Source organism: Citricoccus sp. NPDC079358 (assembly GCF_040702545.1).
Lineage (GTDB): Bacteria > Actinomycetota > Actinomycetes > Actinomycetales > Micrococcaceae > Citricoccus.
Genome location: NZ_JBFBLI010000006.1, coordinates 194,070 through 219,101, shown reverse-complemented (window position 1 = coordinate 219,101; position 25,032 = coordinate 194,070). Strand labels below are relative to the sequence as shown.

Annotated in this window: 24 protein-coding genes; 12 read left to right on the top strand and 12 right to left on the bottom strand. The window is 65.2% G+C overall.

What is annotated here, in order from left to right; all coding sequences use genetic code 11:
• Window positions 1-272 precede the first annotated feature (272 nt).
• Window positions 273-623: a hypothetical protein gene (locus AB0333_RS09900; RefSeq protein WP_366218525.1), complete on the bottom strand. Its 351-nt coding sequence runs from the start codon at window positions 621-623 to the stop codon at window positions 273-275.
• On the bottom strand, window positions 620-1,771 hold the full coding sequence (locus tag AB0333_RS09895; RefSeq protein WP_366218524.1) for an ATP/GTP-binding protein: 1,152 nt from the start codon (window positions 1,769-1,771) through the stop codon (window positions 620-622). Before AB0333_RS09895 ends, AB0333_RS09900 begins: the two co-directional genes overlap by 4 nt.
• A 220-nt stretch (window positions 1,772-1,991) precedes the next feature.
• Here AB0333_RS09895 and AB0333_RS09890 point away from each other — a divergent pair, with 220 nt between their 5' ends.
• Together AB0333_RS09890 and AB0333_RS09885 are read left to right on the top strand one after the other, a co-directional pair.
• Window positions 1,992-4,115 carry a DUF262 domain-containing protein gene (locus AB0333_RS09890; RefSeq protein WP_366218523.1) on the top strand — a complete coding sequence of 708 codons (2,124 nt, stop codon included), beginning with the start codon at window positions 1,992-1,994 and terminating at the stop codon, window positions 4,113-4,115.
• Between the two features lie 362 nt (window positions 4,116-4,477).
• Window positions 4,478-4,921 (top strand): hypothetical protein, encoded by a 444-nt coding sequence (locus AB0333_RS09885; RefSeq protein ID WP_366218522.1) that lies wholly within the window; start codon window positions 4,478-4,480, stop codon window positions 4,919-4,921.
• Window positions 4,922-5,133: 212 nt separating this feature from the next.
• Here the strand turns inward: AB0333_RS09885 and AB0333_RS09880 are convergent, their stop codons facing one another.
• Together AB0333_RS09880 and AB0333_RS09875 are read right to left on the bottom strand one after the other, a co-directional pair.
• Window positions 5,134-5,622 carry a hypothetical protein gene (locus AB0333_RS09880; RefSeq protein ID WP_366218521.1) on the bottom strand — a complete coding sequence of 163 codons (489 nt, stop codon included), beginning with the start codon at window positions 5,620-5,622 and terminating at the stop codon, window positions 5,134-5,136.
• Window positions 5,623-5,726: 104 nt separating this feature from the next.
• Window positions 5,727-10,673 carry a type ISP restriction/modification enzyme gene (locus AB0333_RS09875; protein ID WP_366218520.1) on the bottom strand — a complete coding sequence of 1,649 codons (4,947 nt, stop codon included), beginning with the start codon at window positions 10,671-10,673 and terminating at the stop codon, window positions 5,727-5,729.
• 394 nt (window positions 10,674-11,067) lie between these two features.
• On the opposite strand from AB0333_RS09875, the gene AB0333_RS09870 reads away from it, so the two are divergent.
• Both AB0333_RS09870 and AB0333_RS09865 read left to right on the top strand, forming a co-directional pair.
• Window positions 11,068-11,511: a hypothetical protein gene (locus AB0333_RS09870; protein ID WP_366218519.1), complete on the top strand. Its 444-nt coding sequence runs from the start codon at window positions 11,068-11,070 to the stop codon at window positions 11,509-11,511.
• 113 nt (window positions 11,512-11,624) lie between these two features.
• Entirely contained in the window at window positions 11,625-11,735 is a 111-nt protein-coding gene (locus AB0333_RS09865; RefSeq protein WP_366218518.1) for an HNH endonuclease signature motif containing protein, read from the top strand.
• A 181-nt stretch (window positions 11,736-11,916) separates the two neighbouring features.
• Here AB0333_RS09865 and AB0333_RS09860 read toward each other — a convergent pair whose 3' ends face one another.
• Window positions 11,917-13,056, bottom strand: coding sequence for a Fic family protein (locus AB0333_RS09860; RefSeq protein ID WP_366218517.1), 1,140 nt, complete (start codon window positions 13,054-13,056; stop codon window positions 11,917-11,919).
• 329 nt (window positions 13,057-13,385) lie between these two features.
• On the opposite strand from AB0333_RS09860, the gene AB0333_RS09855 reads away from it, so the two are divergent.
• Together AB0333_RS09855 and AB0333_RS09850 are read left to right on the top strand one after the other, a co-directional pair.
• Window positions 13,386-14,138, top strand: coding sequence for an Ltp family lipoprotein (locus AB0333_RS09855; RefSeq protein WP_366218516.1), 753 nt, complete (start codon window positions 13,386-13,388; stop codon window positions 14,136-14,138).
• 131 nt (window positions 14,139-14,269) lie between these two features.
• Window positions 14,270-14,560 carry a DUF4287 domain-containing protein gene (locus tag AB0333_RS09850; RefSeq protein WP_366218515.1) on the top strand — a complete coding sequence of 97 codons (291 nt, stop codon included), beginning with the start codon at window positions 14,270-14,272 and terminating at the stop codon, window positions 14,558-14,560.
• A gap of 54 nt (window positions 14,561-14,614) precedes the next feature.
• Here AB0333_RS09850 and AB0333_RS09845 read toward each other — a convergent pair whose 3' ends face one another.
• A complete protein-coding gene (locus AB0333_RS09845; protein ID WP_366218514.1) occupies window positions 14,615-14,878 on the bottom strand; it encodes a hypothetical protein in 264 nt (87 codons plus the stop codon).
• Window positions 14,879-14,974: 96 nt separating this feature from the next.
• On the opposite strand from AB0333_RS09845, the gene AB0333_RS09840 reads away from it, so the two are divergent.
• The 6 genes from AB0333_RS09840 to AB0333_RS09815 all read left to right on the top strand — a co-directional run bounded on the left by AB0333_RS09840 (window position 14,975) and on the right by AB0333_RS09815 (window position 18,318).
• On the top strand, window positions 14,975-15,631 hold the full coding sequence (locus tag AB0333_RS09840; protein ID WP_366218513.1) for a hypothetical protein: 657 nt from the start codon (window positions 14,975-14,977) through the stop codon (window positions 15,629-15,631).
• 78 nt (window positions 15,632-15,709) lie between these two features.
• Window positions 15,710-16,144: a MarR family transcriptional regulator gene (locus AB0333_RS09835; RefSeq protein ID WP_366218512.1), complete on the top strand. Its 435-nt coding sequence runs from the start codon at window positions 15,710-15,712 to the stop codon at window positions 16,142-16,144.
• A 48-nt stretch (window positions 16,145-16,192) separates the two neighbouring features.
• Entirely contained in the window at window positions 16,193-16,615 is a 423-nt protein-coding gene (locus tag AB0333_RS09830) for an organic hydroperoxide resistance protein (protein ID WP_366218510.1), read from the top strand.
• On the top strand, window positions 16,615-17,100 hold the full coding sequence (locus AB0333_RS09825; protein ID WP_366218509.1) for a glutathione peroxidase: 486 nt from the start codon (window positions 16,615-16,617) through the stop codon (window positions 17,098-17,100). Before AB0333_RS09830 ends, AB0333_RS09825 begins: the two co-directional genes overlap by 1 nt.
• 90 nt (window positions 17,101-17,190) lie before the next feature.
• Complete coding sequence (locus AB0333_RS09820; RefSeq protein WP_366218508.1) at window positions 17,191-17,943, top strand: OBAP family protein; 753 nt, start codon at window positions 17,191-17,193, stop codon at window positions 17,941-17,943.
• Between the two features lie 117 nt (window positions 17,944-18,060).
• A complete protein-coding gene (locus tag AB0333_RS09815; RefSeq protein ID WP_366218507.1) occupies window positions 18,061-18,318 on the top strand; it encodes a DUF6480 family protein in 258 nt (85 codons plus the stop codon).
• Window positions 18,319-18,359: 41 nt separating this feature from the next.
• Here the strand turns inward: AB0333_RS09815 and AB0333_RS09810 are convergent, their stop codons facing one another.
• From AB0333_RS09810 to AB0333_RS09785, 6 genes are all read right to left on the bottom strand, one after another.
• Entirely contained in the window at window positions 18,360-19,874 is a 1,515-nt protein-coding gene (locus tag AB0333_RS09810; protein WP_366218506.1) for an aldehyde dehydrogenase family protein, read from the bottom strand.
• Window positions 19,871-20,557, bottom strand: a complete 687-nt coding sequence (locus AB0333_RS09805) for an HD domain-containing protein (RefSeq protein ID WP_366218505.1) — start codon at window positions 20,555-20,557, stop codon at window positions 19,871-19,873. Before AB0333_RS09805 ends, AB0333_RS09810 begins: the two co-directional genes overlap by 4 nt.
• Before the next feature lie 53 nt (window positions 20,558-20,610).
• Window positions 20,611-21,942 carry an FAD-dependent oxidoreductase gene (locus tag AB0333_RS09800; protein WP_366218504.1) on the bottom strand — a complete coding sequence of 444 codons (1,332 nt, stop codon included), beginning with the start codon at window positions 21,940-21,942 and terminating at the stop codon, window positions 20,611-20,613.
• Between the two features lie 2 nt (window positions 21,943-21,944).
• The gene (locus tag AB0333_RS09795; RefSeq protein WP_347920659.1) at window positions 21,945-22,262 is read right to left on the bottom strand and encodes a 2Fe-2S iron-sulfur cluster-binding protein; all 318 of its coding nucleotides are present in this window, start codon (window positions 22,260-22,262) and stop codon (window positions 21,945-21,947) included.
• Between the two features lie 75 nt (window positions 22,263-22,337).
• Window positions 22,338-23,129, bottom strand: coding sequence for an SDR family oxidoreductase (locus AB0333_RS09790; RefSeq protein WP_347920661.1), 792 nt, complete (start codon window positions 23,127-23,129; stop codon window positions 22,338-22,340).
• Window positions 23,130-23,137: 8 nt separating this feature from the next.
• A complete protein-coding gene (locus AB0333_RS09785; protein ID WP_366218503.1) occupies window positions 23,138-24,976 on the bottom strand; it encodes a PEP-utilizing enzyme in 1,839 nt (612 codons plus the stop codon).
• Between the last annotated feature and the right edge of the window lie 56 nt (window positions 24,977-25,032).

Below are 25,032 nucleotides of genomic sequence, written 5' to 3'. Positions count from 1 at the left end.
TAGCCGCGGTCGCTGCATGCAGGGCACGCCGCTGCTCCGCTGGATGTTCGATGCCCCTGGACCGGGGCTGTGCAGATGCTCATGACCGCAAGCGTAGTGACGTCGAGGGACACGATAAGGACGTCGATCTGCTGCGCTGCGAATCGCGTTGACATCAGGCTAGGTGCGCGAGTTCCTCGCACACGCTGATCCGATGCCCAGCGATCGATTCCTAATCGAGGGCGAAGCCTGGGGCGCGGCAAATGCACTTCTTGAGACTTCGGCGACAGAAGTCATCCGCTGGCCGAGACGGGCGTGGGCTGGTCCCAGACCCGGGCGTATTCGTCTGCGATCTGGGGTTGGTTCCAAACCAACCGAAGGCCGTCGTCGACAGTGTGGATCCCGTCGGCCGTAGGCCCGGACACCACAAACTCGTGGATGATGACCCTGCCGGACCTGTCGATGCGCCCCAGGGGGTCGGGGAATCTCAACGCCACCTTCCGGCCGACGCGGTGGCAGGTTGCCGGTTCGTCGCCGACGTCCGAGAAGACGGTGTCGTATTCCGGGAGCGGATCGTCGAATCCCCCATCCAGGAGGAACCGGATGCCCCAGGTCCGTCCGCGGGTGGCCCAGATGAGGCTCATCTTTGGCTCCTGAGCAGGATCTGCTGCTCCTCGCCCTTGTCCAGGTCCATCCGAAAGCCCGTTAATGTGGCGGTCAGGTGGTCGTGCCTGGCCAGGGCCTCGGCGTTGGTCTCCTTGAGCTTGTCCCCGACCAACTCGACCGCGGCCTGCACGACGTTGGGAGCGACAAGATTCACCAGCCGACCTAGGGGGCCGGGCAGCTTGACCTTGGTGTGGAGCAACACGGCGGCCAGGGCTCCGGTGCCGTCCAGCAGGTTCTCGGCCACCTTCCTGGGGACTTGCATCGTCTGGGCCCACCGGGCGTGGCGTTCGAAGGGGAGCATGGCGGCCAACGGCAAGACCAGTTCCAGGCCGACGCGCTTGGTCACCTCGATCTTGTCCGCACTGAACTTCGCCGAGGACAGCAGAACGAAATCCTCCCCCACCGACAGTGCGTCGCTGGCTTCAACGAATCCAGCGATCACTGTGCGCAGTTCGATGAGGTCATCGCCGGCCTTGTCGATGAGCAGGTCCCTGAACTTGAACACATCGAAGTCCGGCAGCAGATCGGCCTTCGATAGTGCCATCAACCAGATGCGCGGAAAATCCACGAGGGGCTTGCCGTCCGCTAGGAGGTCGTCCTTGAGCGACAGCAGCCCGTTTCGGAAGTTGGCGAGCAGCGACTTCAGGTACCGCTCCTCCTGTCCGGCGTTGTCCAGCAACCGCTGGCCATCCACCAGCAACAGGGCGACATCGGAACCCAGCAGGGATCGGAACGCGTCGACTCTGCGCTGGGCTTCCTCCGGCCCGCTCACAGCGTCCTCGAACCAATCCCCCGGGTAGTCATGCCACACCAGGCGCAGGGCCTCGAAGGGTTTGGTGTTCGTCGCCCTGGCCTTGGGGCCGTCTTTCATCTTGATCTTGAAGGAGTAGGAGGTGGCGGCGAAGCGGGTGACCACGGGAACGCGCGCCGAGTCCCTCATGCCGAGGTAGTTGCGATGTAGCCGAGCGCCATCTCCGAGATCGTCCGCCACGACGTGGAACAGGCTCTTCTGCAGGTACTGCGGCTCCTGCGTCGCCCCGTAGAAGGAGGAGAGCATCACCGTCTTACCGCTCCCGGCCTCGCCGAACACCGCAATGTGCTGTTCTAATGCTCTGCTCAGTTGCATGCCAGAAGCCTAAGCGAGCGGGCGCCGCTCCACGGCCGGCCACCCGCGCCGTTCGGTGTGCTCGCAAGCCCCTCCGTCGCCGACCACTGTGAACAACCCGTGCGAACTGAAAAACTGACGGGAAGAACGGAGGAACGGTGCGGTGATTTCGTGCCGGACGACACCGAGCCGATCGAGAAGCGTCCGCTGACAAGGTGATGTGTCGTGCCAGAATCAAGAGATGGAGACGAGAAAACGCACGCCACTGGAGCTATTCAATCTCCCCCAGCACTTCACCATTCCGTTGTTCCAACGTCCTTACGTCTGGGAAGAAGAAGAGCAGTGGGCTCCGCTCTGGCAGGACATCCGTCGCACTGTCGAGACCCGCATGGAGTCCCCCTTCAATCCTGTGTCTCATTTCCTGGGGGCCGTGGTGCTCCAGGCGGCCGAACCGGTCTCGGGCAACATGGGGGTGTGGAACGTCGTCGATGGCCAGCAGCGCCTCACGACCCTGCAACTGCTCATGGACGCAACCCACGCACTGCTTCACGAGGCCGGGCTGGAGAGCCCGGCCCGGCAGTTGGAGGGGTTGACCCACAACCCGTCCCACTACATTGCCGAGGGTGAGAGCCCGCTGAAGGTCAGGCATCTCAATAGAGACCGGGCTGCCTTCGATGAGGTCATGAATGCCGATCCGTCCTTGTCGTACGAGGAGTTGGACAACCACGGATCGCGGCTCGCCCGGGCGCACCAGTACTTCCGGCGGGTTGCCGGGGAATGGCTCGGGTCGCGCGAGGACTCCTCGTTTCCGATACGCGCCGATCATCTCACCGACGTGCTTCAGGGCGGACTTCAGCTGGTCTCGATCGACCTGACCCCGGATGAGGATTCCCAGGAGATCTTCGAGACGCTCAATGCGCGCGGTACCCCGCTGACCGCGGCCGACCTGGTCCGCAACTTCGTCTTCCAACGCCTCGAGGCCGAGGGTGCGGACAGCAGGGGTGCGTACGAGCGAGACTGGCCCTTCGAGACCAGGTTCTGGGAAACCACGGTCAGCGTAGGCCGCCAATCGGTCGGGCGCAGCTCGTTATTCTTGAACCAGTGGCTCATTTCCCGGCTGGGCGATGAGATCAGCCCGCACAACACCTTCAGCGCATTCAAGAGGTACGTCGACAACAACGCGGACGTGCCCATGAAGGATTTGCTGCCCCGGATCCGGCGCCAAGCCGACATGTACCAGGCCTGGACCGAAGCAGCCGCCAGGAATGGTGGGAACCTCTCGGCAGTGGAGATGGCGGTCTACCGCATGAAGGCCAGCGGCATCGAACTGCTCAAACCGCTCCTGCTGTTCCTGACCGATCCGTCACGGAACATCCCGCCGGCCATCACCGCAGAGATCATCCGCAGTACGGAGAGCTGGCTCTACCGCCGACAGCTCCTTCGCCTGTCCAACTCCGATCTAGGCCGCATCGTCGCCGAGATCATCCGTAGCATCAGGAACACCCCGACCGCCGAGCTCGTGGACCGGGTCACGGCCCACCTGACCCGGTTGAACGTCACGAGCACCTATTGGCCGGCAGACGCGGAGGTTCGTGCGGTGCTGGCGACGGAACCCATGTACCGACGTTTGCCCCGCGGAAGGATGCGCATGTTCCTCGAGGCCGCCGAGAACCACTTCCGCTGGGAAACCAAGCAGCCCCAGGTGGAGCGGGGCCGGCTACCCATCGAGCACGTGCTGCCCCAGGCATGGCAGGAGTCCTGGCCGGTGGCATCGCCTGAGGAAATGGAGGCCCGCGCTTCGCGGGTGCACCGTTTGGGCAATCTCACCCTGCTGACGCAGTCCCTGAACTCCAAGGTCTCCAATGCATCGTGGGAGATCAAACGTCAGGCGCTGCTCAAGCACAACACCCTAACCCTGACCGGCCGCATCCTCGGCGACACGGAGAGCAGCGATTGGGGCGAGATTCTCATCGACCGCCGGACCGAGGAACTGATTGCTACATTGCTCCACGTGTGGCCCACGCCCGACGGGCACCAGGGGACAGTGGTGGATCCCCAAGCCAAGTCGGTCGAGGGCATCGACCTCGGACGACTCATCGATGCAGGGCTGGTTTCCGTGGGCGAGGTGCTGCATTCCACCCATCGCGACTTCACCGGGGCCACGGCCACGGTCCTTCCTCGCGGAGAACTGAAGGTGAAAGGCAAGACGTACGCATCGCCCTCCGCTGCCGCCAAGAGCCTGCGCCAGCACGCGACGAACGGCTGGTACTTCTGGGCCGTACCCGACGGCCGTCGGTTGAGGGATGTCCGGGCCGAGTACGTCGCCCAACAACAAGCTCCAGTCCCCCCGCCCCTGGATGCTTAGGAGTCCTACACTCTGCAGGAGAGTTTCTAGATCATCGCCACCCCCGATAAATGCCGTCTGACGCGCCACGGTCCTCGGCTCTGGGAGCGGTGAAGCCGCCTCACGCAGTAACCAGGGTGGATGAGGGGCATTGGAGTAATCCGATCAGCGGCCGTCAGTAGATGTGCTTGACTCCGAGCATGAAGCGGATAGGGGGAATCGCAACTGTTGCGGCATTGGCACTTGTCGGCTGTTCCGCAGGCGATTCAACGGGGCCCACTAGCTCGACCGTCGGGGACACCGCATCGTCGGAGCCAGTCTCGGCAACGGAGGACAGACCGACACCGACACCAAAAACGACCCCCAATTCCTCGACGCCATCGGTGTCGCAGATCGTCGAATCCGTTTGCGAGGATGCAGCGGGTGACGGCGATGGGGCGGCCGACCTGGAAACGGTCACGCTCCTCAGCGATGAGGATCTGCTGTCCATTACCTACGAGGTTCCCGAGGACCTGCCCTCCACAGGGACAGTGCTCTACTCCGTCACCGCGCGGAGTCCAGACTGGGACACTGGATATCAGATCGGGACGAAGTTCCAAGGGGATGTCGAGATTGCCAATTACATCTTCAGCTTTGGATCATCTTCACAAAAGAACCTCGACAACGGAACTATCGCCGTAGCTGGAGAAATCAACGCGCGCTACCCACTCAAGGATCTAGAAGGACTTGGTGAGGAGTTCACATGGTCCGCAGCGATCACGGTCGACGGCACCGATGTCGACAGGTGCCCCGACGGAGACGAGAAGACTGTGCATACAAAATCCTAGGCAACCACGGGTCTAATGGAGAGTCATTCCATCGGATCCCGACCCGGGTCTGGTCGGTCAGGTTTGCAGAGTGACTGCTTCCTAAAACTCTACTGGGACGCGTCATTCAGGTGGCCGTGCATATGAGTGTGACTGTGCCAGTAGATCCATCCCAAGGTGGCAAGCTCAACATCCTCAACGGTCTTCCAGGGGCACCCCTCTCGGACCGACCGCTATGTACGCAGTCCAAGTTTTTGTCTCTTCTTTATCGTGGTGGGGGAAGGCTCGTAGCCAGGGTCACGTTGCAGTTCCCTCAAATGTGTCAGCTCCGTAGGTTCCGATTCACTCAGGAGATCTGAAATCTCGGACTTTGCCAAGCTCGCGAGGATTCCGTCCTTCCAGAATGACCACGTCTCATCGGTAATCCGGTCATGAGCCCTGAGATCGCATTCGTCCTCGCTCAGACGCAGATACGCCTCAAGTGCAAGGCGCCGTTTGGCTCTATTGGCGGAGGAGTCAGCCGACCGCGACTCCGCCAGGCGATCCATCACATCCCAGTATCTGGCGACGTATAGATTCTCCAGGTCATGGTGCATCTGCCGCCGTTGCAACATGATCTGCCGCCTGACCATGAAGACGCCGACCACTGCAACGATGGCGACTACGGCGGAAACGACCGACGCCCACGTACTTAACACATCAGTCCAGAGTGGTTGATTCATGGACAGACTGACTCCCAACTTGTTGTGCGTTCTGGGGGCCTCATTATTGCCACGCCGACGTTCTCCTATTAATCCACCGAAAGCTCAATGGCCACCAGATGCACCTAGAGGCTGAGATCGGGCAAATCATCCACGATCCTCATCGTCTCAAGGGACACCGTCACGATCCGCGCGATCAGGTCGACGATGTACCGCGGCTGCTCGTGCTCGCGTGACCAGTCGTTGGGGTCGTTCACGATCCCGGAGGCCTTGTCCGTCTTGACTTGGTAGCGCTCCAGGATCCAGTCCAGCCCGGAGCGAGATCCGAGCAGGTACCGGTGTGCCTCCTCCGGGATGCCCTCCAGGTCGACATAGGCGTTGTATCGGATTCGGGACTTGTCCCAGGCCCCGGGCTTGCCGCCGTACTTCATCTTCTGCACGGCGAAGCGCTCGTACTCGTCCTCCGGCGCGACCGGGGAGACCACCTCGGTGAGCGGATACGGCTCGACCTCCTCGTAGCCGATGTGCAGTTCGGAGAGCCTGCGGCCGGCGTCGAAGAAGGCCTCGAAGCGGTCCCGGCCGGGCACCTGCGGAATGCGCGGGAGCGATTTCTTCAGATCCGCCGCATACCGTTTCCGGTATTCGGGAGAGTGCAGCAACCCGTAGACGTAGAAGAAGATCTCGTCCTTGCTCACCTGCGGCCCATAGGCCGCGCGGTACTCCCCCTGCGCCCAGTCGGTGATGTTGTCCACCCGCTTGAAGCCCGACGCCGGCCCTTCCTCCCCCACGAACAAGTCGCCTTGGGTGCCGGTTCTCTGAGCTGGGGCTTCGACGTAGGAGTAGCGAGCGAAAAACTGGCCGCCGCTCCCCGCGCCGGTGACATGCAGGTCTGGCTGAGCGTCGGTCATCAGTACGCTGAATGGCACTGCAGATCCACTTCCGACGTTGTAGAACCCGACGTTGCCGTGATCGGTGTCCGGGAAGAGCTCGTTGAGGCGGTAGACGCTGTTGTTCAGAGCACGATTGAAGTAGACGTTCTGCTTATTGAAAGCCCGATAGGTTCCCACCCGCAGAGACTCTGGGATCCAGTCGATTGCGACACCTTTGAGGAATCGGTATTCGAGGTTTCCGTCCCATTTGATCATCGTCGCATCGAGACTCACGGTGTTGCGTAGTTCCTGTACCGAATTCACACTCCGCCCATGGTCAATGAGTTCCTTCTCATAAGTCGAGACGAAATGCCGAACGTTACTGGTCAGTCTCTCTCGGGACGCATTGTAAACCCACGCATCTCGGTTCGTCTTGAGGCCACCGGATTGAACAGCGAAAATCGCCTTGGTTGCTCTCTTGTCCGCAATCCACGGGTACTGCTCGTAACTGGCATCGCGTTGGTTGATCCAGTCGCCTTCGGCGTTGGGGGTGATGGTCTGCCAGTCGAGGGTGGTGAAAGTGGCCTCATCGACGAGCTGCAGTTTCTCGTCGCGGCTGAGGTAGTCGCCGATGTCCTTGTAGTGCAGTCGCCCCTGCTCGACCGGTCCCGGACGCTTGACGAGAAGGAGGATGGCCACGGTGGCCCGGGAGCCGGCGTCGAAGACCTTGCCGCCTTCCTTGCGGCTCTGTTCCCCGGCGGTGCGTTGGTTGCCGCGGAGGTTGTAGACGTAGATGTCGTGGAATTCATCGGCCAATGAGAGGCGGAGACCATCAGCCGAATTCGAGTCGATATACCCGCCGTTGGAGACGTAGCAGACTACCCCGCCCTGCTCCGAGGTGAGGATGCGGTTGGAGGCCCAGCGGATGGCTCGGATATATGAGTCATACAGCGATTTCTTCAGGCTTGCCTGTGAACGCGCGTCGTAGGTGGACCGGATGGACTCGTCCAGTGTCGTGTACTTCAAGTTGGCATTGTTGTCGTTGCCCGAGGTCTGGCCCACTGAATAGGGCGGGTTGCCGATGATGACGCGGATGTCGAGCTGGTTCTGAGCGACGACGCGCTCGTTGTTCGAGGTGAAGACGTGGTCGTCGAGGGTGTCCCCGTCCTCGGTCATCTGGAAGGTGTCCGTGAGGACGATGCCGTCGAAAGGGACGTAGCCAACCCCGTCGGCCGAGCCGACCACCTCGGCGCCGGCAGCGCCGTCCGGGGAGGCGACCGGGCCCGCGTCGCGCGCTGGGGTATTGGGGTTCTGCTGCTCAAGTTGCAGGCCGTGGAAGGTGGCCTCGATGTTCAGGGCAGCGATGTAGTAGGCCATCAACAGGATCTCGTTGGCGTGCAGCTCCTGCGTGTACTTGCGCAGCAGGTCCTCGCGGCGGATGCGCCCGGACTGCAGCAACCGCACAATGAAGGTGCCGGTCCCGGTGAAGGGGTCGAGCACGTGCACGCCCTCGTCAGTGATCCCGACGCCGAAGTCCTTGAGCAGCACGTCATCCACGGCGCGGATGATGAAGTCCACGACCTCCAGAGGGGTGTAGACGATGCCCAAGGACTCGGCCGTGCGAGGGAAGGCGAGCTTGAAGAACCGTTCGTAGAGCTCGGTGATGATCTTCTGCTTGCCCTCGGCGCTGGTAATGCCCTCGGCGCGGATCCGCACGCCCCGGTAGAAATCCTCGAGGGTGTCGACCTCGGAGTCCAGGTGGTAGGACTCCAGCACCTCGACCATGGACTCCATGACCTGGGAGACCGGGTTGTGCGCGGTGAAGTCGTAGTCCTGGAAGAGGGAGTCGAAGATGGGCTTGGTGATTAGGTGCTGGGAGAGCATCTCGATCGCCCCGGCCTCAGTGATGGACTCGTTCAGGTTCCCTTGCAGCCCGGTTAGGAACCCGGCGAACTCCTCCCGGGGTCGGGGATCCTCGCCGTCAAGGATGCCGCGGATTCTGCTGATGTGGCGGTCGGCGATGTCCTTGACGTCGGCGGCCCAGTCCTCCCAGTACCGCCGGTCCCCGACCTTGCGGACCATCCGCGCGTAGATCGCATCCTTCCAGTCCGCGGCGTTGGCCAGATGGAACAACGCCTCGGCGCTGCCGCGCTGCGATGCGTCGTCGCCCTCGGTGGGGGCGCCGCCGTCGTCAGCATTGAAGGGGTCATTGACGGTGATGACGTCCAGGCGGTCCGTGGTACCACCGAGGTCTATCTTGTTGACCATGGCCTCGAAGCGGTCATCGTGGGCGCGCAGGGCCTGAAGCACGTCCCAGACCACCTTGTACCGGGCGTTGTCATTCAGCGCCGTCTCGGGGTCTTGGTCGGCCGGCACCGCGATCGGCAGGATGATGTAGCCGTACTCCTTGCCCTCGGCCTTGCGCATCACCCGGCCCACGGATTGGACCACGTCCACCTGTGAGTTGCGGGGATTCAGGAACAGCACCGAGTCCAGCGTGGGGACGTCCACGCCCTCGGAAAGGCACTTGGCGTTGGAAAGAATCCGCACGGTGTTGCCGTCCGTGGGTTCCTTCAGCCAATCCAGCTTCTTAGTGCGCTCGAGCATGGAATGGGTACCGTCCACGTGGTCGGCCTCCATCATCAAGCCCGGCTTTTCACGGTCGGACTGGTTGGCGAGTAGCTGGCGGCCAATGGATTCGAACTGCTCGGCAAGCCGCTTGGATTCCTTGATATTGCGGGCGAAGGCCACCGCCCGCCGCATCGGCCGGGTGTCTTGGATATCCAGCTTCTGCCCGTTGATGCTGCGCTTGGACAGCCCGTTCCAGCAGCCGACGATACGGGCCGCGTCATCCAGCTTCAGCCCGGAGTCCTCGGCGAACAGCGACTGGAACGAGGAAGACACCGCGTCCTCGTTCACCGCCAGGACCAGGACCTTGTAGTCAGTCAGGTGACCCATTTCCACGGCTTTGCCGAAACCAAGACGGTGGAACTCGGGCCCATACGTGGCCTCGTCGTCCATGGAGTAGACCGTGACGTCGTCTTGGGCCGCTTTCGCTTTGGCCTCCTGGACGTAGAGGCGTGGGGTGGCAGTCATGTAGAGGCGCTTGGTGGCCTTGAACTTTGCCGGATCGTGGACCGCCGTAAAGGCCGACCCATCCTGGCCCGGCTCGGTGATGCCCGTGGTGCGATGGGCCTCATCGCTGATGACCAGATCAAAATCGGCCAGACCCAACTGCTGGGCCTGGGAGATGACATCGATGGACTGATAGGTGGAGAACACCACCGTGATGGCGTCCTGGCCTGAGCTGATCTTGGAACGATTCGCCAGCTTCATCGGGTCCGTCGTGGCCGGGAAACCGATCTCCACCGCAGAGATGTCCTCGCTGACGCTCTTGCCCACCGAGGCATCCGAACACACCGCGAAGGCCCGGAGCCGAGTCTCCGCCTGGGCAGTCCACTCATTGAGGGTCTGCTGCAGCAGGGCGATCGATGGGACCAGGAATAGTACTGAGCCGCCCAAGGGCACCATCTGCTCCACCAGCTTCAGCGAGGTGAAGGTCTTACCCGTGCCGCAGGCCATGATCAGCCGGCCACGGTCGTTGGTCTGGAACCCCTCGATTACGTCGTCGATCGCTTCCCGCTGGTACTTGCGCGGTTCCTTCTTCGGACTCTGGATCAGTTCCTCGGGGTTCTCGAAAGAGAACCTAGACCAATCGACCGTCGAATCAGTCAACTCATTGATCCCGAGGGTCGTTACCGGCTTGGACTGGTCTTGGAGGGCGCCCTCGGCATGTTTAGACCACTCGATGGATGTGTTGACCACCATCCCCTGCGCAAAGTCCACCTTGCCCAACTGGGTGAAGAAGGAATCGATCTGCCCCTTCTGCAGCTTCTTCTCCGGCGGATAGAACTTCGCCTGGATGCCCGTCAGTTCGCCGGTATAGCGGTCCTTCGCGACGATGTCGACGCCGGTATCCGCCTTCCCGTTCCGGCCGGGCCATTCGTTCCACAGCCATACGTCTGAGAACTGGTCGGCGTACTTGGGTTCCACCTCAAGAAAGCGCTTGGCGAGCCGCTCGAACCGCCTGCCCTGCTCCTGCTCGCTCAGCCCCGAATACACCAGCCTGTCCAGCAATTCGGCAAACGTAACGGGGTGATGATCGGCGCCGGCCGGGACAACGGTGTCCGAGGAGATGGTCATGCTATCCATTGTGGCTGATGGCTACCTCCTGACATGGCGTGGTTCGACTGCCTGCCGCCTGTGCGCTTCTTTATGACGCATTCCGTGACGCGTCCTTATCCTGTCCGCTTGCCTCCCTAAGCTTGACGCGTCTCCACCGGAGTTCCCAACGCCACTCGTCTCAAAGGGGTATCCCATGCGTCGACTTCGCCGCGCCCTCGCACTGTCTTTGGCGGCCAGCGCCACCGTTCTACTCTCCTCCTGTGCTAATGCGGAGCCTCAGTCCGGTCCGACCTCTTTCAGCGTCGAGCCTGCCGGCGATGATGCCACTTCATCCGTAAGCGCCAGGCCCTCAGCCACGCGGAACGAGAATGACCGAGGTGATCTCATCAAGGAGTTGGGTGAAGTTGCAGCAATGCAGAACCCAGACGATCCTGATGCGCCGAACATCTTCCAGTTCAAGGTGACAGGCATAAATGCAGGAACCTGTACGTATGAGTTCGCGGACCCCCCAGCTGAAGGGAATCACTATCTCCAAGTCGACCTCGAGGTGGAGACCAGCAAAGAGATGCGTGAGGCCTTCGCGGATTCAGGAGTCTCACCGGCCAGCTTGATGTTCCACAACGACTGGCGTGGGTTCGACAGCAATGGAACGACCATGAACTCCATTGATCCAGACGCGACCCAAATGTGCCTTGATGAGAGCGACCAGATTCCGTACGAGATCGGCTCCGCCGAGAAGGCTCTGGGTAGCGTGATCATCGAAGTCAGCGACACCAAGGGTGAAATAGCGCACCGTCCGTGGTTCATGGATGGAACCGGCTGGACGTGGGAGTTCGACATCACTGACGAGGTTTAGCAACTCTTGGGGGAGCCACCACAGACAGAAGGCTCTTTCAACAAGAAGCGCGACAACCACTCCTGCCGGTACTGCTTGGTATCACCCAAGGAGGAGCCCATCTCCTTCTCGAAGTGGACCACATCATTCCAGTCTCAAAGGGCGGACTGTCCACGCCTCAGAATCTGCAGACACTGTGCTGGAAATGCAACCGCACCAAATCCAACAAGGGTTTGTCCGCTTAGACCTCAGCAATACCTCCTTGGCCCTCGCGGCGCTCCGTGGACCGCAGGGCCTGAAGACCCGGCTTGGGGCCTCCCCTCACCCGCGCTGATCTCATATCCGTTGACCTGGAGCGAGAACCAGGACCTGACTTGCAGAGCCGCCTGCGCAGGCAAGTATCCGACAAGCCGCCGGAGGACAGCGTCAGATCGCCCCGCGCATGATGGCGGGGACGAAGTCCAGCTCCTCCAGTTGACCGATCACGGCGGGAACCAGCGGCCCGGCGCCCAATTGCAGCCGGTAGGACCGCGGAGCCTCCGGGAGCCGGGCCAGCAGATGTCTGTCCACGAGCCCTCGGATCTGCTGGCTTCGAGTCGATGAGGACCCGGGGAACACTCCGGCGAGGTCATTGGCCTTGATGATCCCGCGGTCAACTACGGTACGCAGGGCTGCCGCCTCAGAGGCCGTCACCTGGGAGGACCGTAGAAGTCTGTCGATCGCCGGAATCAGCACCCGGGCGCGGACGAAGCTCGCCTCCCCCAGGGACTTCACGCGCTCCAGGTCATCACGGAGACCGAGCAACACATATTCGCACCAGCGCACCAAGCCGCTGTCCCGGTAGGTGTCCGCATCCGCCAGGCGCTCGTAGTAGCGCTCACGGTCGGCACCGAAGACTGCGGTGGGGTTGAGGGCCCGGAAGCTGGTGATCTGCGTGAATCCTTGTTGCACCAGCACGGCGTACGTCAGCAATCGCGCCACTCGGCCGTTGCCGTTGCCGAAGGGGTGGATCCAGAGGAATCGGTGATGCGAGACGGCCGTCGCCACGAGGTCCAGGCTGCCCGGTCGGCCCGCATTGATGAAGTCAGCGAGCTCGCCCATCAGGGAGGGGATCAGGTCCGGACCGGGCGGGACGTGCCGAGCACCGGAGATGGCCACCGGGCGGGTACGGTACGAACCCGGCGTGCGGTCACCTTCGGCATCCAGCCCCTCAACCGCGATCCGGTGCAACTCGCGGATGAACACCTGCGAGATCGGCGTCCCCGGCCGGACGTGCGCATCGATGAACTCGGAGGCCTTCTCCAGGTTGACGATCTCCTGCACCGCATCCGAATGCCGGAATCCGTCCGACTGCTCCTTTTCCGTCACGACGTCCAGGACGGTGGTGCGGTTCCCCTCGATGCGAGCGCTCGTCATGCTGGTGAGCAACTGCAACACCTGATGGATCTGCCCGAGTAGTTCCGGATCCGTGTCCGTCATGGCCAGGTCACCCCGGAGACGCTCAAGCTCAAAGACCGCTTCCGTGAGGGGCGAGTCGAAGGGGAAGTCAGGAATGTGTAGCGACACGCAACCAAGTTTAGCAACCCGTGACACCGTAATTAATCCGGATCGATCGCCATGGGTGATTTTTCGGGCTTTATGGACGCTCGATCTGCGGCAGTAATTAATCACGTCCCACTCTGGAATTAAGCAGCCAACCAACCAGACTGTGTGAGCGACTCCTTATCGCGTCCGCCCCCATCCGTAGTGTCCGACCCATGACCGGTCCCGCCACACGGTGGGGCATTCCCATCGGTCATCGCTCCAGTCGCATCACTGGACCGCCGGCCCCGGAGCAGCCGCCCAGGGTCGTTCACCGTCTATCGCTTCCCCGCGATCCTCATGAAGGACACCCCATGAACCGGCACCCGTCATCACCCACCCCGTACCAGCAGGACCAGCTCTTCAGCGGCGCACCGTCCCCGGACGGCCAGCCCACGAAGGCGTCCCGCCCGTGGTTCAAGAAGAAGCGCTTCATCATCCCCGGTGGTCTCCTCGCCCTGTTCATCGCCATCGGCATCGCCGGTGGCGGGGGCGAGCAGGACCCGGAGGCCGCACAGCCGGCCGCCTCGTCGGCCACGCCCTCCGCGTCCGCGTCCGAGAGCGCCGGCGCCGTGCTAACCGAGGCCACCGAGGACGCCGAGTCCGCTGCCGCTCAGGCCGCCGAAGAGTCCGCCGAGGCTGAGGCCTCGAGGGAAGCCGAGGCCCAGGCGGAAGCCGAAGCCCAGGCATCCGAGGAGGCGAAGGCAGAGGCTGAGGCCCGGGCCGCGGAAGAGGCCCGTGCTGCGGAGGAGGCTGCCCAGGAGGAGGCCGAGCGCGGCACCCTGAGCCAGCAGAACGCCCTGCGGTCCGCGCAGAACTACCTGGACTTCACGGCGTTCTCCCGCACCGGGCTGATCGGCCAGCTGGAGTTCGAGGAGTACTCCACCGAGGACGCCACCTGGGCGGTGGACCGGGTGGAGGTCGACTGGAACGAGCAGGCCTCCAAGTCGGCCGCCAACTACCTCGACTTCACCTCGTTCTCCCGCTCCGGGCTGGTCGACCAGCTCATCTTCGAGGGATTCACCCCTGAGCAGGCCGAGTATGGAGTGAGCCAGACCGGACTGTGATCCGCCCGGGACACCAAAGACCTCCGGCCTGCAGGCCTTTCCCCTCTGCAGGCCGGAGGCCTGGTGCTCTCCCCGGTCCCCCACAGACAATGGGAGCCGCCACCCAACGCACGAACCCCTCAGGAGCCCCCATGTCCTTCCAGGCCTACCTCGACACCATCGAGGTCAAGACCGGTCTCACGCCGCGGCAGCTGCTGGAGATCGCGCGGAGCAGGGGATCTGACGACGATTCGGTGAAGGCGGGCGAAATCCTCGAGTGGCTCAAGGCCGACTACGGGCTGGGCCGGGGCCACGGCATGGCCCTGGTCCACGTCATGAAGAAGGGTCCGCAGATCGATGCGAAGCACGTGGGGACCACGGGCAGCCACAGCGATGCATCGGACACCCTCTGGCTGGATGGCAAGGCCACCAAGCCGGCCTGAGGCGGGGCCGGTGCCGGTACCGGGCCGCGCAAGGCGACCGGCCGCCGTCGTGGGTTAGCGCTTCTTCTGGTGCAGCATGCTGCGGGCCTCGTCCAAGGCCCAGGCCGAGTCCTCGTGGTCCATCTGGGCCAGCATCAGCAGGTTGGCGATGCGCTGCTCGTTGCTGAGCCGCGCCGTCTCGTCGGCGAAGTTGATCATCGCCAGGACGCGGGCGTGGGCGCGGCGTTCCCTCGCCTTGACCCTGCTGTCATCGGCGTCCGTGCCCTTGAGGATCTGCATCGCCTCGGCTAGTAGCATCCTCGTGTCTCGGTCCCCCATGGTGGTGATTCTCCCACGAATCCCCGCGCGTCCCGGCGATCGGCCTCCGGTCTTGTGCTCCGGACGTCGGACGGCGAGCATCGGGGGATGGGCCTGATGAGTCGGCAGGAGCGCGGCGAAAACCGTCGATGGACGCGGCTGCGCTTCACCGGTCACATCGCCGGCGCCGGCACCACGGGCGGGACCCGGCTGGTGCTCGGGTGCTGGAGCTCATCCCCGCACGGGCCCTTCGCGGACGTCATGGTCCAACGCCCGGACGGGCACCGCATCCTGCTGGCCCCGGACCCGTGGGTGGCGGACTTCGTCTCCACCACGTACACCTTTGACGAGGTCCGGCAGGTGCCGGTCCGGGTGCAGGGGCCCGACGCCGGCGCTGCCGCCGGCTCGAGCTGGCACGTCACCGCGGGCCCGCTGGACTGGACCTTCGACGTGGGCCGGCGCGTGCCACTGGGGCACCTGCTGCGCGCGGTGCCCGGACCGGTGGGATCGAGCCTGACTATGGCGAGACTCACGGACCGGGTGGCCCGCGTGGTGATGCCGGGCGTGCGGACCGTGGGCACCGCCGGCAACGACCGCACCGAGTGGTATGCGGCCCGGGACCTGCATCGCCTCGCCTCTTCGCGAGCGTCGTGGGACGGGGAGGACCTGGGCGCCCTCGCGGACTTGGATCCACCGGCGGACTTCGGCTTCAGTTCCGCTCCGCGGTTCCCAAGCCTGACGGCGTTGACCAGCACCGTCCGGGTCCCGCGCTGAAACTCGCCACGGTGCCGACCGCGGGCGCGCCGAAGATTTCCTATTGTGCCCAATTGAGTTGTGCGCAATACTTCTTGCATGAGCACCACCACCGCCCCGAACCTCCATCTGGAGGACCAGGTCTGCTTCGCCCTGTATTCAGCGGCCCGCGCAGCGCAGCAGGCCTACCGGCCGCTGTTGGACGAACTGGGGCTGACCTACCCGCAGTACCTGGTGCTGCTCGTGCTCTGGGAGCGGGATGGCCAGACCGTCTCGGCCCTGGGTGAACGGCTGCACCTGGACAGCGGCACGCTCTCGCCGTTACTGCGCCGCCTGGACGAGCACGGGTTCATCGCCCGCGAGCGCCAGGCCACCGACTCCCGCCGGGTGACCGTCCGCCTGACCGCCGCCGGCGAGGCCCTGCGCGAGCGCGCGGTGGGCGTCCAGCGGTGCCTGCTGGACGCCGTCGGGCTTTCCCCCGCGGACCTGCTCGCGCTGCGCGACCTCTCCCGGCGCTTCGTGGCCGCCGGCTGACCCATCCCCGCACACCAACCCCATCCCGCCCACCGCAAGGAGAACACCATGCAGACGATCTACACCGCCGAGGCCCTGGCCACCGGAGGTGGCCGCGACGGTCACACCCGCACCGCGGACGGCACCATCAGCCTGGACCTGGCCGTCCCGCAGGAGATGGGCGGCTCCGGTGACGGCGCCAACCCCGAGCAGCTCTTCGCCGCCGGCTACGCGGCCTGCTTCCACTCCGCCCTGCAGATGGTGGCCCGCAAGGCCAAGGCGGACCTGGGCGAGTCCAGCGTCGGCGCGCGGGTGGGCATCGGCCCCAACGACGCCGGCGGGTTCGGCCTCGAGGTCACCCTCGAGGTGGTCGTGCCGAACCTCCCCGCCGCTCAGGCCCAGGAGCTCGCCGACCAGGCCCACCAGGTCTGCCCGTACTCCAACGCCACGCGCGGCAACATCGACGTGCACGTGAACGTGGTGCAGGACTGATGCCCACCCTGCACGATTTCACGGCCCGCACCGTGGCCGGCCAGGCGCAGCCGCTCTCCGACTACGCCGGCCAGGTCGCCGTGGTGGTCAACACCGCCAGCAAATGTGGGCTGACGCCCCAGTACGAGGGCCTGCAGGAGCTCTATGCCGCGTACAAGGACCAGGGGCTGGTGGTGCTGGGCTTCCCCTGCAACCAGTTCGCGAACCAGGAACCCGGCACGGACGCCGAGGCCAGTGAGTTCTGCCAGCTGAACTACGGGGTCGAGTTCCCCATGTTCGCCAAGGTGGACGTCAACGGCTCCGGCGCCCACCCCCTGTTCGCTTGGCTGCGCCAGGAGACCTCGGGGTTGCTCGGCGGGGCCATCAAGTGGAACTTCACCAAGTTCCTCGTGGGCCGGGACGGGCAGGTCCTCGAGCGCTTCGCCCCGACCACCGAACCCGAGAAGATGCGCCCGGCAATCGAGGCGGCGCTCTCCGCGCGGTGACGGGAACTGGCCGGCGACCTGCTGGCCTCTTCCGCGACCGCCCACCGCCCAACCCGTGTGCTCCGCCGCCCAGATGACTACGGCGGCCCCATGGGACCCACAGAGCTGAAATCCATGGGCATCGGCGTCGTCCTCGGGCTGGGAGCCGCGGCCAGTGCCGCCGTCGGCCGCAAGGTGGCCACCGCCGCCAAGGTGGGCCGGGGGCACCCGCTGAAGCACCGCGCGCTGGACCTGGCCTCCGGCCTCATCCAGCGGAAGTATCCGCTGGAGGCGATGAGCACCTACCTCAACGGCCTCCACATGTATGCCGATGAGATGGGCCGGCAGGTGGAGGCCTCGCACTTCTGCATCCATCTGCGCCATGACCTGCACCAGTGTGTGATCTTTGACCGGAACGCGCCCGACGCCCGCCTGATCGGCATCGAGTACATCATCAGCGAGGAGCGCTTCCTCAGCCTGCCGGAAGAGGAGAAGCGGCTCTGGCACAGTCACCACTACGAGGTGAAGTCCGGAATCCTGGCCGCCCCGGGGGTCCCTGAGCTGGCCGAACACGCCTACTTCATGGACCTCGTGACCACCTACGGCAAGACCTTCCACACCTGGCAGTACGACCGCGACGACTTCCCCTACGGCATCCCCCAGCTCATGATGGGGCTGACCTCCGACGGGCAGGCCGACCAGGAACTCATCCGCCGGCGGGACAGCCGACTCGGCCTCTCCACCGCCCACCAGCGCGCCTCGCGCGCGGACATCCCGACGCCGGAGGTCGCCCCGGGCGCCAACCCCTGGGAGGGCGGCCGGACCTTCCAGACCCGGCTGGAGGAGATGGACTTCAGGCGATAGGGCGGGCGTCATGCCGTCGCCCACCGCACCCTCGTTCCCGGCAGTCAGGGCCGAGGCCACCTTGCTACGCTGGCCGTACGCACGCCCCGCACGACCGACGGTAGAAGGCAGGCATCCGTGGCAAACATCGATCCCGAAGAGACCCGAGATCAGCGGGAGAGGGCGGCCGACGCCACCCGAGAGACGTCAGGCCACAGCATCGACGGCGACACGCCGCCCGCCGAGGGCGCCAGCGTGGGCCCCACCAACAACGAACTCGACGTGGACCAGCCCGGCGCCGGGGCCAAGAACAAGACCTGGCTGGTGGTCATCCTGGCATTGGTCCTGGTCTTCGTGGTCCTGGGCATCATCGGCCGGGTCGCCGGGATGTTCTGACCGGCCGAGCACGGTCTCCACGTTTCAAGCCCTCTTCTCTGTCAGCGCCGGTGCACCGATTGATATGACAGGTAGGCAGACAACCCCTCCAATCCGAATTCCACGCCCAGCCCGGACGCCTTCCGGCCACCGAAGGGGGCGGAGTGGTTGGAGGCGAAGAAGTTGACTCCTACGCTGCCGGTGTCCATGCGCCGGGCCACATCCAGTGCGGCGTCCTCGTCAGCGGAGAACACCACGCCGCCCAGGCCGAACTCGGTGTCATTGGCCAACTCCACGGCCTCATCCACCTCCTGATAGGGGAGCACGGTGAGGACGGGTCCGAAGATCTCCTCACGGGCCACCCGCATCCACGGTTGCACGTCTCGCAACACCGTGGGCTCCACGAACCAGCCGGGCCCGTCCACAGCCCGGCCGCCGGTGGTGGCCACGGCCCCCTCCTGTGCGGCCGAGTCCAGGTACTCCTGAACGGTCTCGAACTGTGAGCGCGTGGCGCTGGGACCGAACACCGTCTGGGGGTCCAGCGGATTGCCTTGCGGGGCGGCGGCCACCGTGGCAGTGACCATGTCCACCACCTCGTCGTAGCGCTTGGCCGGGGCGAGGATGCGCGTGGAGATGTAGCAGGTCTGCCCGGTGTTGCGCAGGCAGCTGCGTAACAGGACGGCGGACATGACCTCAAGGTCCGCATCCGGAAGCACGACGGCAGACGATTTGCCTCCCAGCTCGAGTGTCACCGGCCGCAGCAGCTCGCCGCAGGCCGCCGCGATGTGCCGGCCCACCGGGGTGGAGCCGGTGAACGCGACCTTGGAGACCAGCGGGTGACGCACCAACGTGTCCCCGCGCCGCCCGGATCCGGTCACCAGGTTCACCACGCCGGCCGGGATGCCCGCCTCGGCTGCGGCCTCCACGATGAAGCGGATGGACAGCGGCGTGGGAGAAGCCGGCTTCATCACCACGGTGCAGCCGGCCAACAGGGCCGGCGCCAGCTTGGCGACCATCAGGTTGATGGGGAAGTTCCACGGTGCGATCAGCGTGCAGACGCCCACCGGATCGTGACTGACCAGGGTCTTTCCGGCCCCGTTCGGGAAGGGCCGGAGATCCTCAGAGTCCAGGTGGCCAGCCAGCGTGGCGAAGTAGCGGAGGATGCTGGCCGCGTTGGCGGCAACCCCCGTGGTCTCCGTGATCGGGGAACCGTTCTCGAGGGTGCTGGTCAGGGCCAGCAGCTCGGCCTTCTGCTCCACCTTCTCGGCCATGACCAGCATCATGCGGGCCCGTTCGGTTGCCGGGAGCTGCGCCCAGCCGCTGCTGCGGAAGGCCTGGTGCGCAGCGCGGACGGCCCGTTCGAGGTCATCCTCGGTGGCGTCCGGCACAGCGCCCCACTGCTCCCCGGTCGCCGGGTGGTACACGGGGTTCCGGGCGCCGCCGGTGGACCGGACCCAGTCACCGTCGATGAAATGGTCGTCCACCTCGGCCCACGGGATCGCGTCCAGGGCCCCCGCAACCGTGCGGGGCAGCTGTGCAGGCTGCGCCGTGTGTGTGCTTGCCGTGTGTGTGGTCATCGCAGCACGGCCGTCTTCAGCAGGGCGTTGGAGCGCTCCAGGTCCGCCAGCGCCATCCGGTAGCCGGCCTCGGTGAGCAGCTCGGGGACGATCTCGCGGGCCAGCCGGTCACAGTAGGTGGCGGGGTCCAGGCCGAACCAGGTGGAGGCGGTGGCGATGCCCACGTGGTCGAAGCGCCACAGGCGGTCGGCGTCCCGGACCAGGGAGTCCTCCAGGGAGTTCGACTCGATCCGGGTGTCGTGCCCGTCGATGATGGCGACCACGCGCTCGATGAATTCGGCGTCGTACCCCAGTCCTGGCAGCACCCGGCGCGCAACCTCGCAGCCCTGGCGTTCGTGCTCGAAGCGGATCTCGGCGGTCCGCCAGTTGCCGGTGAAGCCCTCGGAGTAGATGCGTTCCTCGTCCACGTGGGCCCACCCGGTGTCATGCAGCAGGATCGACACGCGGACCAGCAGGGAGTTGGCCCCCGGGTAGGCGGCACAGAGCCGTTCAGCGTAGGCCAGGGAGATCGGCAGGTGGATGTCATTGCCGCGGGCGCGGGTCTCGGGGACCACGGCTGCCCAGATGGGGTCCAGGTCCGTGCCCTGCGCCGGTGTCACGGCGATGGGCCGGGTATCGATGTCGTGGATGGTCGGCAAGCGGTGTGCCGCGGTGGCCTGCTGATCTGCAGTGGACTGCGTCATGATCGCTCCTCAGTCTGGGGTGGTGCGGGGCCGCCGGCGGTGGCCGGCGAGGGTCAGGTCTGTGTGGTGATGAGGGTCTTGAGCCGGACGGACGTGTCGGTGGCCTGCTCATACGGGATGGTGGCCCCCTGGGCGAGGGCGGAGCGGACGGCCATGAAGTCCAGCGGGACGTTGACACAGTCGGCGGCCACCACCTGGTCACCGGCGTAGTAGAGCATGCTGAACCGATCCCCCGTGCCATCGTGGCGTAACAGTGTCCGGTCATATCCGCGGGACAATCCGGCGATCTGCAGCTTCAAGTCGCCCTGATCGGACCAGAACCACGGGATGCCGGCGTACTCCCCCTGACGGCCGGTCAGGCTGTAGGCAGCCACCTTGGCGTGCTCGATGGCGTTGTTGACGCTCTCCAGCCGCACCCGGTCCCCGGGTTCCGCCCCGGGCAGGGGATTGGGCAGGTTGGCGCAGTCTCCTACGGCCAGGGTGGTGCCGTCCGAAGCCACAGCCTGGTCATCCACCACCACCCCGTCGTCGCACAGCAGGCCCATGGACTCGGCCAGTTCGGTGTTGGGAACGGCCCCGATGCCCAGCAGGACGATCTGGGCCGGGATCACCTCGCCGCCGGTCGTCTCCACCCCGCTGACGCGATCCGCCCCGTCCCCGTCTTCGGTGCCGAGGATGCGCCTGACACCGGTGTTCAGCCGAATCTGCACGCCACGTTCCCGGTGGGCCCGCAGGAAGTAGGCCGAGGTCTCCCGCCCCACGGCCCGGCCGATGAGCCGTTCCCCGTGGGCCAACACGGTGACCTCCTTACCGAGCTTGCGCAGACTCAGGGCCGCCTCCAGGCCCACGAACCCGCCTCCGACGATCACGATCTGTTGGGCCTGGGGCACCTGGGCCCGGAGGGCAAGCGCGTCATCCGCGTTGCGCAGGTAGAGGGTCCCGGGCAGGTCCTCGCCGGGGACGTCGAGACGGCGGGCGCGGGCACCCACGGCCAGGACCAGACGGTCGAAGTCCCAGCTGGCGCCAGAGGCGGCGAAGGCGGTACCGGAGCCGCCTGCGGACCGTTCCACCCGCTCGATCCGTTCGTTACGCACCAGGTTGATGCGGTGCTCGGACCAGTAGTCGGCATTGCGCAGCACCATCTGGTCACGCGTCATATCCCCATGCAGGAACGCCTTGGACAACGGGGGCCGCTGGTAGGGACGGTGGTCTTCGTCCCCCAGCAGGGTCAGGCGTCCTTCGTACCCGAGCGCCCGCAGGGAGCCTGCCAGTTGAACTCCGGACTGGGAGGCCCCCACGATCAGCATGCCGGGGCCTGAGGCCGCTCCATCGGCCGGCGTCGTGGCACCGGGCTGTGCGCGAACGGAGGATGAGGCGGCGGACATGGTCACACCTGCGTCTCGGGGGTCGTCACGTGGACGTCCATGTCTCCGCAGAGTTTCAGCTGGCAGGACAGTCGGGAGTTGTCCTCCCGGTCCACGGCGGATCCGTAGAGCATCTCGTCTTCCATCTCAGACATCTCCGGCAGACGGTCATCCCCCTCCGTGAGGAAGACGTGGCAGGTGGCGCAGGATAGCGATCCGCCGCATTCCCCCACGATCCCGGAGACGCCGTTGCGCACAGCCGTTTCCATCACGGAATCTCCCTCGGAAGCCTCCACGGTGGTGGTGCTGCCCTCGTGGTCGGTGTAGACGACGGTGGCCATGGCCACTCCTCTCGCTCGGTGTTTTCGGTCTTCAGTAGTCGGTCTCAGATGGTCGGGCTCAGGCGGCCGGCAACCTCAGATGAACTGCCGGCCACCGTCCACCACCAGGGTCTGCCCGGAGATGTACTCGCTGCCGGCTCCGGCCAGGAACAGGGCCGCCCCCACGATGTCCTCCGGTTCACTGGCGCGTTTCAGGCTGGAGCGCTCCACCCCGTACTCGGCCGCGTTCTCGATCAGCGCGTGGCTGGCCTCGGTGAGTGTGAACCCCGGGGCGATCGCATTGACGGTGATCCCCCGTGGACCGAGCTCCTTGGCGAGCACGCGGGTCAGGCCGATGACCCCGGACTTGGAGGCCACATAGTGCGCCCACTGGGCGGAGCCGCTGAACACGGTGGCCGAGGCCAGGTTCACCACGTGCGCCCGCGGCCGCAGGTAGGGACTGAGGGCCTTGGTGCACAACCACGGTCCCTTGAGGTTCACCGCCATGACTCGGTCCCATTCGGCGGGGTCCAGTTCCTCGAAGGGCGCCCGCGTGATCCCGGCGTAGACGGCGGCGTTGTTCACCAGGACGTCCACGCCGCCCCCGCCGAACTCCGCGGCCCGGACGGCCAGCGTCTCGGTGGACTCCACCGAGGTGACGTCGGCGGGGACGGCGAGCGCCTCGCCGCCGGCTTCCCGCACCATCGCCGCGGTCTCCTCGGCACCGGACTGGTCGACGTCGGCCACGACCACCCGGTCTCCGGCCGCCTGGAATCCGAGTGCGAAGGCACGGCCAAGGCCGCCGGCGGCGCCGGTGACCACCACCGTTCGGGACCCGGCGCCGGCCGGTGCCCTGGCCGGCGTCGGGGTGGGGTTGGTGTTCATCATGTGGGCGCTCAGTCCTCGAGGATGGTGACGGTGCCCTGCTGGCCGTCCACACGGACCAGCTGGCCCGTCTGCAGGGTGGTGGAGGCGGTGCCGGTGCCGGTGACGGCGGGCAGGGCGTACTCGCGGCAGACGATGGCCGCGTGGCTCATCATGCCGCCGATGTCCGTGACGGTTGCCTTGATCTTGCCGAAGATCGGCCCCCAGCTCGGGGCGGTCACGGAGGCCACCAGGATCTCGCCCTCCTGGACCTCGCCGAGCTGGTCGGCGCGGGTGACCACCCGCACGCGCCCCTCGACGGTGCCGGGGGAGGCCGCCATGCCCCTGATGACATTGGGGTCGCTGTCTCCGTCCACGTCCAGCCAGGTGTTCACCTGTTCGGTGGTGATGCCGTACAGCATGGAGGTGAACGGCTCGGTGATCTCCACCGGCGGGGTATTCAGCGCCATCTGCGGCCGCTGGGTCTGCAGCGCGTCGACGATCCCCCGGCGACGGCGGATCTCCTGCGGCCAGTAGGACGGTCCGGTGGGGGTGGCACCCACGCCCCAGCCGGTCACGAGGTCGAACAGCACGTCCCGGACCTCGTTGCGGCCCAGGTAGAACATGTCCTCGGGCTCCTCGAAGAAGCCCTCCTCGAACAGCATCCGGGACAGTTCGCGGCACTTGCGCCAGAAGACGCTCATGGACCAGTGCTCGATGTAGAAGTTGTGGTTCTCCACGTACGGGTAGGCCGTGGCGGCCAACTGACGCTTGGCGTCGAAGGTGGCGCGCTGGTCGTCATCAGAGAACAACTCCCGGTATTCGGAGATGATCCGCTCGCGCTCCGTGATGAGCTCTTCCATGGGGCGCATGATCTGCTGGCCGCCATCCAGCCGACGCATGTAGTCCTTGATGTAGCCCAGCGGGATCTCCTGGTGCTCGATCCAGTACTTATCATGGCCGTACATGCCGTTGCCGACGGTGAAGTTGAACCAGGGGTGCTGTGCCTCGCGGTAGGCCTCCAGCCACTGCTCGCCCTGCCCGGTCTGGCCCACCCGTTCCAGCGTGCCCGCCACATCGTCCGTGTCGGCGAAGGCGTCCTGCAGGCCTAGCTCCACCCCGAGCTGGGCCAGCTTCTTCAGCTCGTCGTCAGGCCGGAACAGGTCCATGTCCACACCCTGGACCATGGCCGCGATGCTCTGCTCGGGGATGTTCGGGAAGGACTGCTTGCAGAAGTTGAAGAAGTCCAGGTACGCGATGTAGCCCAGGTTCAGGAACTCGAAGTGGTACTGGTACGTCTGATAGCAGAGCTGGATCAGCCGGTCGTAGTTCTCCATCAGCACCTCGGAGCCGTCCTTGGCCTTGCCGGAGTGGATGTCCTCCAGCGGGACCATGTCCGGCAGGCGCTTGAACTCCAGGGATTCCAGCTCGGCGATGGTGGCACGGATTTTGCCGTGCCAGCCCTCCAGCAGCCGGTCCCAGTTCTCGAAGTAGTAGCCGGCCCGTTCCTCGAAGTGCGGCACCCGCGCAGCGATCTGGTCCTCCGGCACAGTCACCGGTGACATGTACAGGTAGCCCAGGTGGATCTTGAACTCGATCCCGTTGGCGTTGGGAATCAGGAGGTGACGGGCGTTGTACTGACCCAGGCACTTCACCGCATACTCCCCGGTGATTGTCTCGAAGGGCCGGAACACGGTGGGCCAGTGCTGGGAGTCACAGAACCAGAACTTGGCGTCGTCCTCCTCCATCCGGTTGCCCTGGAACAGCAGGTAGTAGGGGTAGATCTCCTCCCAGCCCTCGGCCCCTGCGGGGACGCTGAGATCGGAGGGCTTGGGGAAGGACTTGAAGGTCTTCTGCGCAACATCGGTCATGACGGTGTTCCTTTCGGGCGGGACAGACGAGACGGGCGGGATACGCGGGGCAAGCC

What these genes read in the sequence shown, in the direction of transcription:
- AB0333_RS09900 (WP_366218525.1), bottom strand. Translation starts at nt 623, where the DNA reads ATGAGCCTCATCTGGGCCACCCGCGGACGGACCTGGGGCATCCGGTTC.
- AB0333_RS09895 (WP_366218524.1), bottom strand. Translation starts at nt 1,771, where the DNA reads ATGCAACTGAGCAGAGCATTAGAACAGCACATTGCGGTGTTCGGCGAG.
- AB0333_RS09890 (WP_366218523.1), top strand. Translation starts at nt 1,992, where the DNA reads ATGGAGACGAGAAAACGCACGCCACTGGAGCTATTCAATCTCCCCCAG.
- AB0333_RS09880 (WP_366218521.1), bottom strand. Translation starts at nt 5,622, where the DNA reads ATGAATCAACCACTCTGGACTGATGTGTTAAGTACGTGGGCGTCGGTC.
- AB0333_RS09875 (WP_366218520.1), bottom strand. Translation starts at nt 10,673, where the DNA reads ATGACCATCTCCTCGGACACCGTTGTCCCGGCCGGCGCCGATCATCAC.
- AB0333_RS09870 (WP_366218519.1), top strand. Translation starts at nt 11,068, where the DNA reads ATGCAGAACCCAGACGATCCTGATGCGCCGAACATCTTCCAGTTCAAG.
- AB0333_RS09855 (WP_366218516.1), top strand. Translation starts at nt 13,386, where the DNA reads ATGAACCGGCACCCGTCATCACCCACCCCGTACCAGCAGGACCAGCTC.
- AB0333_RS09850 (WP_366218515.1), top strand. Translation starts at nt 14,270, where the DNA reads ATGTCCTTCCAGGCCTACCTCGACACCATCGAGGTCAAGACCGGTCTC.
- AB0333_RS09845 (WP_366218514.1), bottom strand. Translation starts at nt 14,878, where the DNA reads ATGGGGGACCGAGACACGAGGATGCTACTAGCCGAGGCGATGCAGATC.
- AB0333_RS09840 (WP_366218513.1), top strand. Translation starts at nt 14,975, where the DNA reads ATGAGTCGGCAGGAGCGCGGCGAAAACCGTCGATGGACGCGGCTGCGC.
- AB0333_RS09835 (WP_366218512.1), top strand. Translation starts at nt 15,710, where the DNA reads ATGAGCACCACCACCGCCCCGAACCTCCATCTGGAGGACCAGGTCTGC.
- AB0333_RS09830 (WP_366218510.1), top strand. Translation starts at nt 16,193, where the DNA reads ATGCAGACGATCTACACCGCCGAGGCCCTGGCCACCGGAGGTGGCCGC.
- AB0333_RS09825 (WP_366218509.1), top strand. Translation starts at nt 16,615, where the DNA reads ATGCCCACCCTGCACGATTTCACGGCCCGCACCGTGGCCGGCCAGGCG.
- AB0333_RS09820 (WP_366218508.1), top strand. Translation starts at nt 17,191, where the DNA reads ATGGGACCCACAGAGCTGAAATCCATGGGCATCGGCGTCGTCCTCGGG.
- AB0333_RS09810 (WP_366218506.1), bottom strand. Translation starts at nt 19,874, where the DNA reads ATGACCACACACACGGCAAGCACACACACGGCGCAGCCTGCACAGCTG.
- AB0333_RS09805 (WP_366218505.1), bottom strand. Translation starts at nt 20,557, where the DNA reads ATGACGCAGTCCACTGCAGATCAGCAGGCCACCGCGGCACACCGCTTG.
- AB0333_RS09800 (WP_366218504.1), bottom strand. Translation starts at nt 21,942, where the DNA reads ATGTCCGCCGCCTCATCCTCCGTTCGCGCACAGCCCGGTGCCACGACG.
- AB0333_RS09795 (WP_347920659.1), bottom strand. Translation starts at nt 22,262, where the DNA reads ATGGCCACCGTCGTCTACACCGACCACGAGGGCAGCACCACCACCGTG.
- AB0333_RS09790 (WP_347920661.1), bottom strand. Translation starts at nt 23,129, where the DNA reads ATGATGAACACCAACCCCACCCCGACGCCGGCCAGGGCACCGGCCGGC.
- AB0333_RS09785 (WP_366218503.1), bottom strand. Translation starts at nt 24,976, where the DNA reads ATGACCGATGTTGCGCAGAAGACCTTCAAGTCCTTCCCCAAGCCCTCC.